Below are 14,955 nucleotides of genomic sequence, written 5' to 3' on the forward strand. Positions count from 1 at the left end.
AAGCGGTTTTCTGTGCGGAACAAGCAACCCATGCCGAGTTGGCCAGAAACCAGTCCGATTACTCAGCGTCTTCAGACCTGGCTTCGCGCGACAGCAGGCGCATCACGCCTTCTCCGGGGCTCAAACCCTCGAATAGCACAGAATTTACCGCTGCCGTAATCGGCATATCAACCCCCAATTCCGCGGCAAGCTGCTTGACCACCGGCGCACATTTCACACCTTCAGCGACCTGACCCAATTCTTTGAGAATGGTGTCAAGTGACTTGCCCTGTGCCAACATCAAGCCCACGCGCCGGTTTCGCGACAAATCGCCAGTGCAGGTGAGTATAAGGTCACCAAAACCGGAAAGCCCATTCAGGGTTTCCGCCTGGGCACCCAAGGCCACGGCCAAGCGCTTGATTTCGGCCATGCCGCGGGTGATCAGCGCTGCACGGGCATTCAGGCCCAATTGCATGCCATCGCAAATGCCAGTAGCCACCGCCATGATGTTTTTAACCGCGCCACCCACTTCAGCGCCCACCAGGTCGTCAAGCTCGTAAACACGCAAGGCAGCATGGTGAGCAGCACGCACCATGGCTTGGCGGGTGGGTTCGTCCGCGCTGGCAGCAGTGAGTGCGCAGGGCAAGCCACGCGCCACTTCGGCTGCAAATGAAGGGCCGGTGAGCGCACCGCCATAGTGCCTGCCCAACACCTCCTCAACCACTTGATGCGGCATTTGGCCAGTGCCCACTTCAAAGCCCTTGCACAACCACACCAGCGCAGGCCATTGCTCCATGGGCGCAATTTCAAGCAATTGCAACAGTGTTTGGCGCAACGCGCCCATGGGCGTGCCCAGCACCCAAAGTGCGTCGGGTTGGCCAAGCGCATGCCGGGCTGCGGCCGAAAAATCAGCCTGTACTTTCAGTGTGGGAGAAAGCTTGATACCCGCGAGGTAACGCGGGTTTTCGCGCTGGCTGGCAATGGATTGCAGCACAGCAGTATCGCGCCCCCACAACACCACATCATGCACATAGGACATGTGGGCAGCCACTGCGGTGCCCCACGCCCCTGCACCGAACACGGTGATGTTCATGCGCGCCGCCAATTACGCTGTGGTAATGATGCCGGAACCGTTTTGCTTGGCGGCCTGCTCTTGGGCTGCTGCCAAACGCTGCTGGTAAAACTGTTCGAAGTTGATGTCGGACAAATGCACAGGTGGAAAGCCGGTGCGGGTAATGAGGTCGGCTACATTGGCGCGCAAGTAGGGGTAGATCATGTTGGGACACAAAATGCCCAACAGAGGATCGAACTGCTCTTCAGGCACATTTGAAATTTCGAAAATACCGGCCTGCTTGCACTCCACCAGAAAAGCCACTTTCTCGTCGATTTTGGCGGTCACCGTTACTGTCACTTCAGACTCGAAAATGTTTTCGGCCAAGCGTTGTGCGCCCACATCCACAGCCACTTCAATTTTGGGCGGGTTTTTCTCGAGGAAAATTTGCGGTGCGTTGGGCAGTTCCAAAGAAGCGTCTTTGATGTAGACGCGTTGCATTTGAAACACTGCTTCTGAATTCTGTTCGGCCATTTGCTGGCTCCTATGGATTGAATAAATAAGGTTTGAATGAAATTAGCCGGGCTGCCCCAACAATGGCAAAAGCTTACCAGCACGGTCGAGGTCGAACAGGTCATCACAGCCGCCCACATGTGTGCTGCCGATATAAATTTGCGGCACAGTTCGGCGGCCGGTTTCGGCCATCATTTTTTCTTTCTGGGATGGGTCGAGATCAACCCGGATCTTCTCGATATTCTGCACACCGCGCTCGTTCAACAAGCGTTCAGCACGAACGCAAAAAGGGCACACCGCGCTGGTGTACATGCGAACAGGGGCTTGAATATTGCTCATGTGAATTCCTTGACTACTGAGTTTGCTGCAACTGGGTTTGCTTTTACTTGGCAACCTGCTTGGTGGCCTTGGGTGTTTTGGTTTTGGGCGCAGCATCTGCGGCGTCTTGAACCTTTTTAACCGGCAAGCCTGCTTCTTTCCAGGCATTCAGGCCACCGTCGAGAACAAACACGTCGGTGTAACCAGCCGCTTTCAACACGGTGGCGGCTGCGCCGGAACGTGCGCCGGTTTGACACAACACGATCAAGGGAGTTTCCTTGGTTTTTGCCAGGGTGCCCGCCTTTTCTTTCAGGTCTTTGATGGCCATGCGCCTGGAGTTGGGCACAACGCCCGAGTTGTTGACGAAGTCATCGTCTCGAATATCAACCAGGACCGCCTTCTTTTGATTAATTAAAAGTGTGGCTTGGGGCACGGTGACGCGAGTGCCACCACCTTTGGTCAATATTGGCCAAATCAACATGAGGCCAGAACCAAAGGCCAAGGCGATAAGCCAACTGTTTTGAATCAGAAATTCCTGCGACATAAATCCTGCAATGAGTGGGTCTTGATGGATTGGTCATTATATCCCCTTGAATCGAGGCTAAAATGGAGGTTTGCCTAATTAGACAGCAACTTAAAGGCCACAAACATGTACAAACTCGTATTGATGCGCCATGGCGAAAGCCAATGGAACCTTGAAAACCGCTTTACCGGTTGGGCCGATGTGGACCTGACAGACAAAGGCCGAGAGGAAGCCCGCAAGGCAGGCGACCTGCTGAAAGCCGAGGGCTATAGCTTTGACGTGGCCTACACGTCTGTTTTGAAACGTGCCATTCGCACCCTTTGGATTGCCTTGGATCAAATGGACCAGATGTGGCTGCCCGTGGTGCATGCCTGGCGCCTGAACGAGCGCCATTATGGCGACTTGCAGGGCCTGAACAAATCTGAAACTGCTGCCAAGTTTGGCGAAGAACAAGTGTTGATTTGGCGACGTGCCTACGCCATTGCACCCAACCCTCTGAAAGTGGATGACCCCCGGTTTGCCGGCAATGACCCCCGCTATGCCAGGCTGAAACCCGAGGAAATTCCACTGACGGAGTGCCTGAAAGACACCGTTGACCGTGTAATTCCTTTGTGGAAAGAAGGCATTGCCCCGGCCATTAAGGCTGGCAAGAAAGTATTGATTGCGGCGCACGGCAATTCATTGCGTGCGCTGATCAAATACCTGGACAACCTGAGCGAGGAAGACATCTTGCAGGTGAACATTCCAACCGCACGCCCCTTGGTGTACGAGCTGGACGAAAACCTGAAGCCCATTCGCAGTTACTACCTTGGCAACCAGGCCGAAATTGAAGCGGCCATGGCTGCCGTGAAAAACCAGGGAAAGGCCAAGTAAATACAGGTGCGTAACTATTCAAGGTTGATTTGTTCTACCCGTGGGGGGCTTGGCCTTGTGCTGGCCATGCTCGCCCTGAATGCCAGCGAGCCCGCCTGGGCGCAAAGCAGTGTGCGCGACCCGGCAGGTGTGAAGCAGGAACGCGACGAAGTACGCCGAAAACTGGATGCATTGAAAAAACAAATCAATGAAACCAGCGGTGAGAAAAAACAGGCCGCCAAAGCGCTTGGCCTGCTTGAGCAACGGCTTGAAAAAACCCAGACCCGCCTGAAAGCCCTTGACCAGGATCGGGATGCGCTGGAAACAGACATCCGAAAGTTGAGCCAGGAAGAAGCCCAGCTCCAAAAAGACCTGGAAAGCACCCAGGCACGCCTGGCTGAAGTGATGCGCAACCAGTATCGTCGGGTAGAAGTAAACCCGACACAGGCTTGGTTAGCGGGCAAATCGGCCAGCGAAGCTGCGCGCGAAAGCTATTGGTATGAGCGAATTTCTGCGGCTGAACGCGACCTGGCAGCGCAGCAAGCAGCGCAAGCTCGTGAACTCGAGTCCATTCGATTGGGGCTTGAGAAAAAGCAGGAGCGACTTGAAAGCACAATTGCGGATCAAAACAAGAGCCAGCGGGAATTGGTGGCTCAGCGCGAGGAGCGCAACCAGTTGATCGCTGACTTGAACTCGAAGCTGAAAAACCAGGAGCTTGAGCGCAAGCGCCTGCAACGTGATGAAGCACGGTTGAGCAATGTGATCACCGAATTGACCCGCGCCATTGAAGAGGCAAAACGCAAACAGGCATTGGCCGCGCAGCAGCAAAAACAACAGGCTCAGTCTGGCTCTTCACCCAAATCAACGGGGAAGGCCCCCAGCAAACCGGATTACTCCCCCCCTCCCCCCATGCCCAGTACGGGTGAGTTTGCAAAACTGAAAGGTCGGCTGGTGCTGCCAGTGCAAGGCACGGTGGCAGGCCAGTTTGGGCAAACGCGATCAAAAGACGGGCAAGGCCCGTCCTGGAAGGGGATTTTTATTGCCACCGAGGCGGGGCAAGCGGTTCGGGCGGTTGCGACGGGGCGCGTGGTGTTTTCGGAATGGCTGCGCGGATTCGGCGAAATTGTGATTATTGACCATGGCGACCAGTTTTTGAGCGTTTATGGCAACAATGGTAAATTAATGAAAAGATCAGGGGATTCCGTGAAAGCGGGTGACACCATTGCAGAAACTGGTAACAGCAGTGGTAATCTTGATACAGGTTTATACTTTGAACTAAGGCATCAGGGACAACCCTTCGATCCTATTTCGTGGACCAAAGGTCGGTAGGAATTATGCGTCAAAAATTGCGACAAATCAGTTTGGTATCAGTCGGTGTAGTGGCCGGCGTGTTGGTCAGCGTGGGTATTAGCGCGGTGGCCCAACGGCAGCAGCCCGAGGCCTTGCCATTGAGTGAGCTGCGTCAGTTCACTGAGGTATTTGGCGCAATCAAGAGTTTTTACGTGGAACCCGTGGGCGATGACAAGTTGTTCAACGGTGCCATCAGCGGCATGGTGGCCAACCTGGACCCCCACTCCAGCTACTTGGATGCAGAAGCGTTCAAAGAACTGCGCGTGGGCACGCAAGGTGAATTTGGCGGCCTGGGCATTGAAGTAGGTACTGAGGACGGCTTTGTCAAGGTGATTTCGCCGATTGAAGACACCCCCGCCGCGAAAGCTGGCGTGAAGGCCGGCGACCTGATTGTGAAAATCGATGACAAGCCCACCAAAGGCATGAGTTTGTCCGATGCGGTTAATTTGATGCGTGGCAAACCAAAAACCGAGATTCGCCTGACCTTGCTGCGCAAGGACGTGGAAAAGCCAATCGAGGTCAAAATTATTCGCGATGTAATTCGGGTGCAAAGCGTGAAATCAAAGATGCTGGACGATGGCATTGGTTACGTGCGCATTACGCAGTTTCAAGAACACACCGGTGAGTACCTGGTAAAGGCCATCAACACCCTGCAGGCCAAAACACCGATGAAAGGCTTGGTGCTGGATTTGCGCAACGATCCGGGTGGCTTGCTGAATGCTGCAGTAGGCGTTAGCGCCGCCTTTTTGCCCCAAAACACCTTGGTGGTATCTACCGATGGACGTACCGAAGACTCCCAACGCAAGCTGGTGGCAGGCCCTGAAGATTACCTGCGTGGCCGCGAGAAAGACTACCTGAAAGAATTGAGCCCGATTGCGAAAACCGTGCCCATGATTGTGGTGGTAAACGGCGGCTCGGCTTCTGCGTCGGAAATTGTGGCAGGTGCACTGCAAGACCATGGCCGCGCCAAGGTGCTGGGCACACAAACCTTCGGCAAGGGTTCGGTACAAACCATATTGCCTTTGAACAACAACACGGCGATCAAGCTGACCACGGCACGTTACTACACGCCAAATGGCCGCAGCATTCAGGCCAAGGGCATTGAACCTGATTATGTGGTGACCGAAACTCCCGAAGGTGACATTGTTGAGCGTGTTCGCGAAGCGGACCTGACCCGACACCTGAGCAACGACAAGGGCGAAGAAACACCGAGCTCCAAGAATTCGGACAGCAACAAAAACGCAGACATGAAGCCGATTGTGTTCGGCGAAAAAGACGACTATCAATTGCAACAAGCCCTGAATTACCTGAAAGGCAAGCCCGTGGTGCAAAACCGCAAGGCTGCACAAACGGCCAAGTCAGCCAAGTAAGCCGCCCCGAAAACGGCTTGAACGTGGAACTGAGAGACTTGAATGACGAGGAGTTACTTCGGTACTCCCGTCACATTCTTCTGGATGAAATCGGTATTGAGGGCCAATCGCGCATTGCCAGTGCCAAAGTGCTGGTGGTGGGTGCAGGTGGCCTGGGTTGCCCCAGTGCGCTGTACCTGGCCAGTGCGGGCGTGGGCACCATTTATATCGCAGATGACGATGAAGTTGACCTGACCAACCTTCAACGCCAGGTGCTGCACACCACAGGGCGTGTGGGCATGCCCAAGGTTGAATCAGCCAAAACCCACTTGAATGAACTGAACCCGTGCAGCACGGTTGTGCCCATTGCGCACCGCCTTGAAGGTGAAGAACTGGAGCAGTTGGTTGCGAAAGTGGATGTGGTGCTGGACTGCTGCGACAACTTCAAAACCCGCCACGCCGTGAACCGTGCCTGTGTGAAGTTCGGCAAGCCACTGGTTTCTGGCGCGGCCATTCGGTTGGACGGCCAGTTGGCCGTGTTCGAACTGAATAATCCGCAAGCGCCCTGCTACCACTGCCTGTTCCCGGAAGGGGACGATGTATCAGAAGTGCGTTGCGCCACCATGGGCGTGTTTGCGCCGCTGACAGGCGTGATTGGCACGCTGCAAGCCAGCGAGGCGCTGAAAATTTTGGCTGGCTTTGGACAACCCATGTACAGCACCCTGCAAATTTACGATTCGCGCAGTTGCGAATTCACGAAAATGAAAATTCGCAAAGACCCCAAGTGCGCTGTGTGCAATGCCTAGAATTTTGCGGTGCGTATGGCTTCAAACTGCCGAATGCGGTGTTTAACCTTACCGGTGAGTTGCCGGGGCTTGAACCCCAAACCAGGAAAGGTGATCCAGCTGGTTTGAATGCCGTGCCTGGCAGCTTGCTTCAGGTGCCCGAAGGTGTCGTCTACCAACAAAGCCCGCTTGCCTTTTAACTGGGTTTTCAGATTTGGCCACAAAATATTGGCTGGTTTGGGCCGCCAGGTTTGGTGAACCACCATGTCTTCAATCGCAATTACGGCATGCAGGTGCCGGTACAAACCCATTTCCTTGCACAGTGCCACAGCGTAAGCGCGGGGTGCATTGGTCAGCATAATGCGCAGGCCAGTCAGTTTGCCCAGGCGGTGGGGCACGCTACCATGGCGAGAACTCAATTTTTTCAAGCCCTCGAAACGATGGGTACTGGCCAAAAAGTGGTGCGGGTTGGTTTGATGATGGCGCATCATGCCCAATAAAGTTGCACCATAGCGAAGCCAGTATTGGGTACGCAACTCGCTGGCCTGCTGGGGGTCCAATGCCAAGTGTTCAGCCAGATAGCGTGTCATTTGCCGGTTGATCTCGGGCAGAATGTGGGTGGATGCATGGTGCAGGGTGTTGTCAAGATCAAGCAAATACACTTTGCCGGACAAGCCCGCATGGGGACGACGAATATAACGAATGCGCAAAACGAATGGACCTGAAGTTGAGTTTTCATCCCGAATTTTGTCAGGATACCTTGTGTCATTCTGACACCGCACTGCGGTGCGGTCTAGACAACAGTTGCCCGCCAGAGCTGCTTGAAAACCTCAGCAGGCTTTCTGCTTTGCTGGGTGATATTCAAAGGTCCCTGAATATTCGCAGTGGTGCGTTAAAGATTAACAGTGGTTTCAGGGCACATGCCTTGAATGAGAAAGTGGGCGGTGTGCCCAACTCGCAGCACTGCATGGGGCTGGCGGCCGATTTGGTATGCCCTGAATTCGGCAGCCCCTGCGATTTGGCATTGGCCATTGCACAATTGCCATGTGAATTTGATCAACTGATTCTGGAGTTTGGCAAATGGGTGCATGTGTCTGCTGCACCACTGGGCAAAATACCCCGGCGAGAGTGCCTCAGCATTTTCAACAAAGACGAAGGTTATCTGGAAGGTATTGTGAAGCGATGAATGTAAGCAAAAAAACAATGATCAAAATCAGCGCTGCTGCCCTGCTCAGCCTGAGCAGCGTGAGTAGCACTTGGGCGGCAGAGACCACTTGCAGAGGCATGGGCAAACAGGTCATTGATTCAGACCTGCGGTTCTCACTGACGCACAGTCAAATTCCGGGTGAACTGGCCATTAGTACACACAAAATGCGGGTGGCCGGTACACAGTACAAACTTGAATCTACTTCACAGGCCAAAGGCTTCCTTGCCCTGCTTTACTCGGGCCAGTTAACCCAGAAAAGTGAAGGGCTGGTGGATGCACAATTGGGCTTAACCCCCCTTTACTACGCCGAGCAACGTGGCAAAAAGCCAGTGGCCGAAAGCATGCTGAATGCAGAGACCCAGCAGGTGCTATTCAAGCGCAATGGCGAGTCTGCACCCTATGAAAAAGGGCTGCAGGACCGAATCAGCATGATTTATCAGATTGCTGCGCGTTTGCGCTGCAACGCCGACCTGAAAACGGGCGAAACATTGCCCATGCGGGTCATGAGCACCGGGCGCGTGGGCAATGAGGTTTTTGTTCTGAAGAAAACAGAAGATTTAACCCTGGACCTGGGCAAAGGCGAACGCAGGGTAAGTACCCTGCAATTTGAAACCAAACCTGAGGACGCAGGCGATGAAGTTGTGCGCATTTGGTATGCCAAAGATTTGAACTGGCAGCCTGCAAAAATAGAAATTCAGGATGCCGACGGCAAAGCCTTGACCCAAACCCTGATTGGCACGGGCACTTAACTGCTGGCAGGCACGCGGCGCAGCAAATTGGGATCTGCTTCAAGAATAGGCAAGTTGACCTGATGACGTTGCCCGCTGCGACGCATGACTGCGAAGGTTGGACCTACTTCCTCCAGCGTCCAACCGTTGGCCACTTCATCACCCACGCGCTTTGATTGCGCGGGCTGCCCTTCAATGGACATGACGGCAGCCCCCTTTCCTTCGCTGTTGGCAAAAATGCCCAACAAATTCACAGAGGGCGGCGTAAGACCGCCCGCGGTTTCAACGCCCATCAGCCGCGCTTCAGGCGACTGGTCGATTTGATAATTCGCCGAGGCCTGAGCAGGCATGGCAGGTGCAACCACAGGCGCAGGCGCGAACAACTTGATCAACACCCACACAGCCAGCCCCACTGTGCTCAACCACAACACCATTCTCAATCCCTGAACGAGTCTTGGTGACAAGCTGATCTGGGCAACGGGGTTTTTCAATGCAAGTTTCATGGGGCGAAGGGAAGTGACTCACTGGAAAGCATCATAACCCGCAAGATGGGCCAGATTCAAAAAAAAACCGGACAACCCGCGAGGGTGACCGGTTTTTAAGCCATGCTTCAAGGGTTGTCGGCAACTTGAGTTGCCCACACCCGAAGTATGCGCACGCAAGAACACCTAAGAAAGACCCTATTTACGTGACAAAGGTAAAGGTTTTACTGATTACCCGAAAGCAGGGGGATTTTGTGCGGCTTGCAACGGTGGTGCGGGCTGCTGTCAAATATTCATAAAATGGGTGTAACCTTCAGCAAGGATAATTCTGGATCTTTTCTACGGTTGTTTATGAAAAAACTAAATTCGCTTCAAGGCAAAAAACAAAACAAGGGTTTTACCCTGATTGAAATCATGGTGGTTGTAGTCATTCTTGGTATTCTCGCTACGCTGGTGGTGCCAAAAATCATGGGACGTCCCGACGAGGCCCGCGTGGTTGCGGCCAAGCAAGACATAGCTTCGGTGATGCAAGCACTGAACCTGTACCGCCTGGACAACAGCCGCTACCCGACCACCGAACAAGGGCTGCAAGCCTTGGTGACCCCCCCGACCACGGAACCCGTGCCACGCAATTACAAGCAAGGTGGTTATTTGTCGCGCCTGCCGGTTGACCCTTGGGGCAGCAACTATCAGTTTTTGAGCCCTGGCATTAATGGCGAAGTGGATGTAATGAGCTTTGGTGCAGATGGCAAAGCCGGTGGTGAGGGCGTGAATGCCGACATTGGTTCCTGGAGCCTCTAAGCGGGGGTTCACCCTGCTTGAATTGCTGGTGGTGATCGTCGTATTGTCGATCGCCGCCGGCCTTATTGTGGTGCGCGGCACACCCGGCGATTCCAATTACCTGGAATCAGACGCCAAAAAACTGTCGCAACTGCTGCGCATTGCCCAGCAGGAATCTCTGTTGAAATCCAAAGACATTCGCTTTGTAGCCGGTGATGAGGGCTACACCTTCGAAGAATTCACAGGCAGCCGCTGGGTACCAGTGACTACGGAACCCTTGCTGCGCCCCCGCCTTTGGGACAACGGCCCCTTCAAGGTGACCTTGATTAACGAGGGCCTTGAAAACAAGTTCCTGACCCTGGAAAGCAGGACTGGCCTGAAACGCCAGGCGATTGTGCTTCAACGCAACCGAGTGCAGGTGGTGCTGGAAAGCCAGGCCAGTGGTGTATTCAAGGTCAGCAAACCCAGCACCACAGTGCTGAACAGGGCCAGCCAAAGCCTATGAAGCAGCAGCGCGGTTTTACCCTGATTGAAGCGCTGGTGGCCATGACCATTATCGCGGTGGCCCTGATTGCCTGCCTGAAGGCAGCCGGCAACTTGAACATTCAGCAAGACGAGATGATCAAGCGGCAGTATGCGCAGTGGAGCGCAAAAAATGCTGCCAACTACATTCGGGTTTCCGGCGTGTTTCCGAGTGCGCAAACCGCGCAGCAATCCTGCCCGCAGGGCAATTTCCGATTTGTATGTCGGGTGGAAATTTCCAACACTCCCAACCCGAATTTCAGGCGGGTGGAAATTCAGGTGCTGGACGCCTTCGAGGGCGACCAAGGCAACCAGCTGGCTCGCTTGGTGATTTTCTTGAGCAGCGCGCCATGAATAAAAATGCCAAGGGTTTTACGCTGCTGGAAGTTCTGATTGCATTGGGCATTGTGTCGGTGATTTCGATTTTGTCCTGGCAGGGTTTGCAGGAAGTATTGCGTTCGGCCAACCGCGTTACAGAGGTGGACGAGCAGATTCAAACCGTAGCCGCTGTTTTTTCACAGTTCGAAAAAGACCTTGGCGCGCTGGAGTTGACGCTGGACACGCCCACCCCGGAGAGCGATTTGATTGAAGTGACCGGCAATGGGCTGCTGATTCAGTTTACCCAGCGCAACACCAGCGAACCTGCCTACCGGGAGCGTGTGGAATGGGTGCTGGACGGCACCAATTTGCTTCGGATTGCACGCCGCCAGCCAAACCCGGAGCAACCCTCGATCTGCGACCCGATTGCCACCCGGGGCCTGCAAGTGCGCCTGTTGCGTGAACCCGGCGGGTGGAGCAGCCCTGTGACATTCGGCAACCATGTTGTTCAAGAACGCACAGACCTTGAATTGCAAGGACCCGCATTGCAGCTGAACAGCGGTACACCGGCACAGCGCCCGCCAGAAAGCGGCGAAGGTGAAACACCGGGCACACCGGAAACAACTGAAGGACAAGCGGTACGAAGCCTGGTGCGGGCGGTTGAAATCAGCTTGACCCAACCCAACAACCAGGTCGTGACGCAGGTGTTTTTAACGGGTGGGGTGTACTGATGAGATCAACGCGAATTCGACCACAACAAGGCGCGGCCGTGGTGATGGCATTGTTCATCGTGGTGCTGTGCACATTGGCAGTGAGCCCTTTGATCTGGAACCTGTTTGCCACTGCAAAAACCATTTCAGTTGCAGCAGCACGCGACCAGGCCGATGCGGTTAGCCGCAGCGGTGTGGATTGGGCCAGGGTTATTTTGCGCGAAGATGCAAGAGTGTCCACCACCGACACATTGACCGAACCTTGGGCAGTGCCCTTGGCTGAAAGCCGCATCAACGAAGGCTTGATGCGCAAGGAAGAAAATGCCACCGACAGTGATGATCGGGAAGTAGTATTGACCGGGCGAATTGAAGATGCACAAGGGCGATTCAACCTTCGCAACCTGGGTGCTGACAACCCCCGCCAACAGGTGTGGCTGGCAGGCTTTACCAAACTAAGTGACCTGCTGAGCGTGCCTGCAGACCAGCGAAACTTGTTGGTTCAAACCTTGAGCACCATGTTCATGCCCAAACTGGTCAACCCTGAAGAACAAGGCATTGATCCGAATGCCCCGCGCATTGAGCCCGCTTTGCGGTGGGAAGAGTTTCAGGGCAAATACGGCATTACTGAAGAAACCTGGAACCAGCTGCGGCCCTATGTGGCCATTTTGCCCAAAGCCAGTGCGGTGAATGCCAACACTGCATCTGCCGAGGTGCTTTACGCAGTAGTAGAGGAAATGAGCTTCAGCGATGCTCAGCGATTGCTGGCCCAACGTGAAAGGGTCACTTTCCGGAATGTGGCGGATATTCGGGCTGCACTGAATGCAAATGTGACCATAAACAATGATTTAATAACCGTGAGCAGCAATTACTTTCTCGTAGAAGGCACTGCGCAGGTAGAGGAGGCGTTGATTCGGACCCGGGCTTTGCTTGAGCGACGAGACCAGCGCGTGTATGTGATGTGGAGACAATAATTGAATAACAACCAACCCCTGTTGGTGATTTGGTGGCCCAAGGCCCTTGACCAAGCCCGTGCCGAAGAGGAGGGCCGCATGATCCGGCTGCGCTATGAGGTGCTGGCGCGAAGCGGTGACAAATTGCACGGTGGCGAAGAGGCCCTGAACAAACTACCCAAAGACCTGCCTTGCCTGGTGTTGGTGAACCCCACCGAAGTGGGGCTATTTGCTGTGGTGCCTCCCAAGTTGACTGGCAACAAACTGAAAGAGGCGCTGCCCTTTCTGGTTGAGCCTTACCTGTTGAACGAGCCCGAAGAAAACCACGTGAGCCTGTGGCCCAACCTGCCCAAGCACTTGGGTGGGGCAAAGCTGGCTGCCGTGCTGGGAAAAACACGTGCACGCAGCATTGTCAGCAGCTGCGCACAACAGGGCTTGAAGCTGGCAGGCCTAAGCTGCGAGACATTGCGGGAACGCACTGGCAACGAGGGCGCTGCATGGCTGAGCGGGCAAGACTTTATTTTGGTAGATGGCATTGATACGCCCTTGCTGACACCCACTGCCCAGGCAGCCGTGTTGAAAGTGATGCTGCAACGTCGATTGCAGCAAGCCGGTGCCCCCGTGATTGAATTGAACAACACAGACTACACCTGGTTGAGCAGCCAGGTGGACGGGGCCATGGGCGAGAATAAAATACGCGCCAATACACGTGCACCCATCGAGCCTTTGCCGAGGCTGTTGAACAAAAGCCTGCTGAACGCAGACGAACTTCGAAAGATGGGCATGCGCCCAATGGCCAACCAGGCTGGCTTGCGCAAGCTGCTTACCCCAGCCTTGGCCTTGATGGCCGTTGCGGTGCTGGGCCTGAATGTACTGGCCTTAAAAATTGAAAGTGCCAATGCAGCCATTGAAACCCAAATTGCCGAGAGCTATGCCCAGGCCTTGCCCAACACGCCCATGGTGGCCGACCCCTTGTTATTGATTGAACGTGAAAAACGCAATCTGAACGCTGGGCTGGACACCAGCAATGCCCAGGGCGCAAGTGCCCTGCTTCACGAGGTGGGATTGGCCATGGAGCTGGCGCCCTTTAACAGCATGGTCGATTTTGCCTGGGCTGAGAACACACTGAGCGTGCGGTTCAATGCCAATATTTCTGAAGACCAGCAAGGCGCCGCCTTGCAAAAACTGAAAGCCCGAAGGCTGGATGCCAAGTGGCTGATCGGCGCGCAATCCAACTTGCCTGTGCTGCAAGTGAAGAAGGGAGCGGCGCGATGAAACCCAATGATTTGCTGAACAAAGCACAGGCCCAACTGGACCAGCTAAACAGCAGGGAACGAAAACTGGTGACGTATGGCGGCGCATTGGCAGCGGTGCTGATTGCCTGGTTTGTACTCATTGAACCTGCACTCCTGACCATACAACAAGGCCCCACCAACCAAGCCGCGCTGGTGGACAAGGCAGGCCAGGTGATGCGCGCTGCGCAAGACCTGGAAGCCCTGCGAGGTGCACGATCGCGCGTTGTAGTGCCTGAAAGCGATTTGCAGGCACGCCTGCAACAGCTGCTTGAAGAACAGGGCATAGCCGAGCAAGCCACACTGGTGCGCACCGAGGAAGGCGACATTCGGGTGGAATTCGACAATGTCCCAGCCAGTGGTTTTCTGGCCTGGATGGCGCGTGCCGAGGCCATTTCCAGCATCACCTTGAACCAGGCAGAGGTTGAGAAAGTGCAAGCCGGTGTGTTGAAAGGTTACGTTACCTTGTTGCCAGCCAGCCAAGGAAACACAGGCGCCCCCCAATGAAACGTTTGCGTGGGTTGTGGCCGTTTGCCTTGATTGCCCTGGCTGTGCTGGTGTGGAACTACCCGGTGTATGCCGTATCGGGCAGCATTGAATCTGCAAGCGGCGGCAAGGTTCGGGTGTTGAGCAGCCATGGGTCGGTGTGGGCTGGGCAAATGCAGTTGGGCCTGTCCGATGGCGCGCGGGTATATGCCATTCCAGAGGCTTTGGCCTGGCACCTTCGACTGGGTGGCGATGCAAGCTGGCTGGGAATTGAAATAACACACCCGAAATTCGTACAGCCTTTGCATCTGGGATTCACCGGCGCAGGTATTACTGTGAGTGGTGGCGAGCTTCGCATGCCCGCAGCCTGGCTGGGGGCAACAGGTGCGCCCTTCAATACCATTCGACCCGAGGGCCTGTTGCAGTTAAGCTGGCTTGAATGGCAAAGCGGCAAGAGCATAAATGCCACGCTGAAATGGCTGGATGCCCAATCGGCGCTGGCCAGTATTCGACCCTTGGGTGAATATGTCATCACCGTGACAGGAAATCCTGATACAAGATTAGACATGACACTGGCGACCAACAAAGGCCCCTTGATGCTGGAGGGAAGTGGTCAGTGGACGAACGGACAACGATTTGTATTCAATGGGTATGCCAGTGCACAAGAACGCAGCAAAGATGCGTTGACAGGCCTGCTCAGCCAGATGGGACGACTTGAAGGCGATCGCTATCGCTTGGGTGTATTTTGATGAAAGAAGCA

At 54.7% G+C, this 14,955-nt stretch carries 20 protein-coding genes; 14 read left to right on the forward strand and 6 right to left on the reverse strand.

The window, feature by feature from the left end:
• Nucleotides 1–58 precede the first annotated feature (58 nt).
• The 4 genes from B4C79_RS04215 to B4C79_RS04230 are packed head-to-tail and all read right to left on the reverse strand — an operon-like array spanning nt 59 to nt 2,405.
• Nucleotides 59–1,072 carry an NAD(P)H-dependent glycerol-3-phosphate dehydrogenase gene (locus tag B4C79_RS04215; protein ID WP_291739149.1) on the reverse strand — a complete coding sequence of 338 codons (1,014 nt, stop codon included), beginning with the start codon at nt 1,070–1,072 and terminating at the stop codon, nt 59–61.
• 12 nt (nt 1,073–1,084) lie between these two features.
• Nucleotides 1,085–1,564, reverse strand: coding sequence for a protein-export chaperone SecB (secB, locus tag B4C79_RS04220; protein WP_008247524.1), 480 nt, complete (start codon nt 1,562–1,564; stop codon nt 1,085–1,087).
• 42 nt (nt 1,565–1,606) lie between these two features.
• Entirely contained in the window at nt 1,607–1,882 is a 276-nt protein-coding gene (gene grxC, locus B4C79_RS04225) for a glutaredoxin 3 (protein ID WP_171101016.1), read from the reverse strand.
• Nucleotides 1,883–1,925: 43 nt separating this feature from the next.
• Nucleotides 1,926–2,405 carry a rhodanese-like domain-containing protein gene (locus B4C79_RS04230; protein WP_291739148.1) on the reverse strand — a complete coding sequence of 160 codons (480 nt, stop codon included), beginning with the start codon at nt 2,403–2,405 and terminating at the stop codon, nt 1,926–1,928.
• Nucleotides 2,406–2,510: 105 nt separating this feature from the next.
• Between B4C79_RS04230 and gpmA the strand changes: the two genes are divergently transcribed.
• From gpmA to B4C79_RS04250, 4 genes are read left to right on the forward strand one after another with little or no spacing between them, the layout of a single operon-like run.
• Nucleotides 2,511–3,257 carry a 2,3-diphosphoglycerate-dependent phosphoglycerate mutase gene (gene gpmA / locus B4C79_RS04235; protein ID WP_291739147.1) on the forward strand — a complete coding sequence of 249 codons (747 nt, stop codon included), beginning with the start codon at nt 2,511–2,513 and terminating at the stop codon, nt 3,255–3,257.
• A gap of 6 nt (nt 3,258–3,263) precedes the next feature.
• On the forward strand, nt 3,264–4,565 hold the full coding sequence (locus B4C79_RS04240; protein ID WP_291739146.1) for a murein hydrolase activator EnvC family protein: 1,302 nt from the start codon (nt 3,264–3,266) through the stop codon (nt 4,563–4,565).
• 2 nt (nt 4,566–4,567) lie between these two features.
• On the forward strand, nt 4,568–5,956 hold the full coding sequence (locus B4C79_RS04245) for a S41 family peptidase (protein WP_371133876.1): 1,389 nt from the start codon (nt 4,568–4,570) through the stop codon (nt 5,954–5,956).
• A 38-nt stretch (nt 5,957–5,994) separates the two neighbouring features.
• Entirely contained in the window at nt 5,995–6,741 is a 747-nt protein-coding gene (locus B4C79_RS04250; protein WP_291751303.1) for a HesA/MoeB/ThiF family protein, read from the forward strand.
• Here the strand turns inward: B4C79_RS04250 and B4C79_RS04255 are convergent.
• On the reverse strand, nt 6,738–7,430 hold the full coding sequence (locus tag B4C79_RS04255; RefSeq protein WP_291739144.1) for an HAD family hydrolase: 693 nt from the start codon (nt 7,428–7,430) through the stop codon (nt 6,738–6,740). The two genes, B4C79_RS04250 and B4C79_RS04255, sit on opposite strands and share 4 nt — an antisense overlap.
• A 5-nt stretch (nt 7,431–7,435) precedes the next feature.
• Between B4C79_RS04255 and B4C79_RS04260 the strand changes: the two genes are divergently transcribed.
• Complete coding sequence (locus tag B4C79_RS04260; RefSeq protein WP_291739143.1) at nt 7,436–7,906, forward strand: D-Ala-D-Ala carboxypeptidase family metallohydrolase; 471 nt, start codon at nt 7,436–7,438, stop codon at nt 7,904–7,906.
• A 17-nt stretch (nt 7,907–7,923) separates the two neighbouring features.
• Nucleotides 7,924–8,676, forward strand: a complete 753-nt coding sequence (locus B4C79_RS04265) for a DUF3108 domain-containing protein (RefSeq protein WP_171101025.1) — start codon at nt 7,924–7,926, stop codon at nt 8,674–8,676.
• On the opposite strand, the gene B4C79_RS04270 is transcribed toward B4C79_RS04265, so the two are convergent.
• A complete protein-coding gene (locus B4C79_RS04270; protein WP_291751269.1) occupies nt 8,673–9,158 on the reverse strand; it encodes a type II secretion system protein N in 486 nt (161 codons plus the stop codon). The two genes, B4C79_RS04265 and B4C79_RS04270, sit on opposite strands and share 4 nt — an antisense overlap.
• 330 nt (nt 9,159–9,488) lie before the next feature.
• On the opposite strand from B4C79_RS04270, the gene gspG reads away from it, so the two are divergent.
• Genes gspG through gspN form a run of 8 tightly spaced genes read left to right on the forward strand, consistent with a single transcriptional unit; the run spans nt 9,489 to nt 14,944 of the window.
• Entirely contained in the window at nt 9,489–9,938 is a 450-nt protein-coding gene (gspG, locus tag B4C79_RS04275) for a type II secretion system major pseudopilin GspG (protein WP_105027549.1), read from the forward strand.
• On the forward strand, nt 9,910–10,422 hold the full coding sequence (locus B4C79_RS04280) for a prepilin-type N-terminal cleavage/methylation domain-containing protein (RefSeq protein WP_171101029.1): 513 nt from the start codon (nt 9,910–9,912) through the stop codon (nt 10,420–10,422). The genes gspG and B4C79_RS04280 overlap by 29 nt, the downstream gene beginning before the upstream one ends.
• A complete protein-coding gene (gspI, locus tag B4C79_RS04285; RefSeq protein ID WP_105027551.1) occupies nt 10,419–10,793 on the forward strand; it encodes a type II secretion system minor pseudopilin GspI in 375 nt (124 codons plus the stop codon). The genes B4C79_RS04280 and gspI overlap by 4 nt, the downstream gene beginning before the upstream one ends.
• Nucleotides 10,790–11,488, forward strand: coding sequence for a PulJ/GspJ family protein (locus B4C79_RS04290; RefSeq protein WP_291751271.1), 699 nt, complete (start codon nt 10,790–10,792; stop codon nt 11,486–11,488). The genes gspI and B4C79_RS04290 overlap by 4 nt, the downstream gene beginning before the upstream one ends.
• The gene (gspK, locus tag B4C79_RS04295; RefSeq protein ID WP_105027553.1) at nt 11,488–12,438 is read left to right on the forward strand and encodes a type II secretion system minor pseudopilin GspK; all 951 of its coding nucleotides are present in this window, start codon (nt 11,488–11,490) and stop codon (nt 12,436–12,438) included. Before B4C79_RS04290 ends, gspK begins: the two co-directional genes overlap by 1 nt.
• The gene (gene gspL / locus B4C79_RS04300; protein WP_291751275.1) at nt 12,439–13,692 is read left to right on the forward strand and encodes a type II secretion system protein GspL; all 1,254 of its coding nucleotides are present in this window, start codon (nt 12,439–12,441) and stop codon (nt 13,690–13,692) included.
• Complete coding sequence (gene gspM, locus B4C79_RS04305; protein WP_171101035.1) at nt 13,689–14,216, forward strand: type II secretion system protein GspM; 528 nt, start codon at nt 13,689–13,691, stop codon at nt 14,214–14,216. Before gspL ends, gspM begins: the two co-directional genes overlap by 4 nt.
• Complete coding sequence (gene gspN, locus B4C79_RS04310; protein ID WP_105027557.1) at nt 14,213–14,944, forward strand: type II secretion system protein N; 732 nt, start codon at nt 14,213–14,215, stop codon at nt 14,942–14,944. The genes gspM and gspN overlap by 4 nt, the downstream gene beginning before the upstream one ends.
• Nucleotides 14,945–14,955: the final 11 nt, after the last annotated feature.

Source organism: Limnobacter sp. UBA7229 (assembly GCF_002473065.1).
GTDB lineage: Bacteria > Pseudomonadota > Gammaproteobacteria > Burkholderiales > Burkholderiaceae_B > Limnobacter > Limnobacter profundi.

Excerpts from the sequence above, each read along its gene's own strand:
- B4C79_RS04230 (WP_291739148.1), bottom strand. The coding sequence starts at position 2,405 with ATGTCGCAGGAATTTCTGATTCAAAACAGTTGGCTTATCGCCTTGGCC.
- gspN (WP_105027557.1), top strand. The coding sequence starts at position 14,213 with ATGAAACGTTTGCGTGGGTTGTGGCCGTTTGCCTTGATTGCCCTGGCT.
- B4C79_RS04260 (WP_291739143.1), top strand. The coding sequence starts at position 7,436 with ATGGACCTGAAGTTGAGTTTTCATCCCGAATTTTGTCAGGATACCTTG.
- gspK (WP_105027553.1), top strand. The coding sequence starts at position 11,488 with ATGAGATCAACGCGAATTCGACCACAACAAGGCGCGGCCGTGGTGATG.
- B4C79_RS04215 (WP_291739149.1), bottom strand. The coding sequence starts at position 1,072 with ATGAACATCACCGTGTTCGGTGCAGGGGCGTGGGGCACCGCAGTGGCT.
- B4C79_RS04290 (WP_291751271.1), top strand. The coding sequence starts at position 10,790 with ATGAATAAAAATGCCAAGGGTTTTACGCTGCTGGAAGTTCTGATTGCA.
- secB (WP_008247524.1), bottom strand. The coding sequence starts at position 1,564 with ATGGCCGAACAGAATTCAGAAGCAGTGTTTCAAATGCAACGCGTCTAC.
- gspM (WP_171101035.1), top strand. The coding sequence starts at position 13,689 with ATGAAACCCAATGATTTGCTGAACAAAGCACAGGCCCAACTGGACCAG.
- B4C79_RS04270 (WP_291751269.1), bottom strand. The coding sequence starts at position 9,158 with ATGAAACTTGCATTGAAAAACCCCGTTGCCCAGATCAGCTTGTCACCA.
- B4C79_RS04280 (WP_171101029.1), top strand. The coding sequence starts at position 9,910 with ATGCCGACATTGGTTCCTGGAGCCTCTAAGCGGGGGTTCACCCTGCTT.
- gpmA (WP_291739147.1), top strand. The coding sequence starts at position 2,511 with ATGTACAAACTCGTATTGATGCGCCATGGCGAAAGCCAATGGAACCTT.
- gspG (WP_105027549.1), top strand. The coding sequence starts at position 9,489 with ATGAAAAAACTAAATTCGCTTCAAGGCAAAAAACAAAACAAGGGTTTT.
- gspI (WP_105027551.1), top strand. The coding sequence starts at position 10,419 with ATGAAGCAGCAGCGCGGTTTTACCCTGATTGAAGCGCTGGTGGCCATG.
- B4C79_RS04265 (WP_171101025.1), top strand. The coding sequence starts at position 7,924 with ATGATCAAAATCAGCGCTGCTGCCCTGCTCAGCCTGAGCAGCGTGAGT.
- grxC (WP_171101016.1), bottom strand. The coding sequence starts at position 1,882 with ATGAGCAATATTCAAGCCCCTGTTCGCATGTACACCAGCGCGGTGTGC.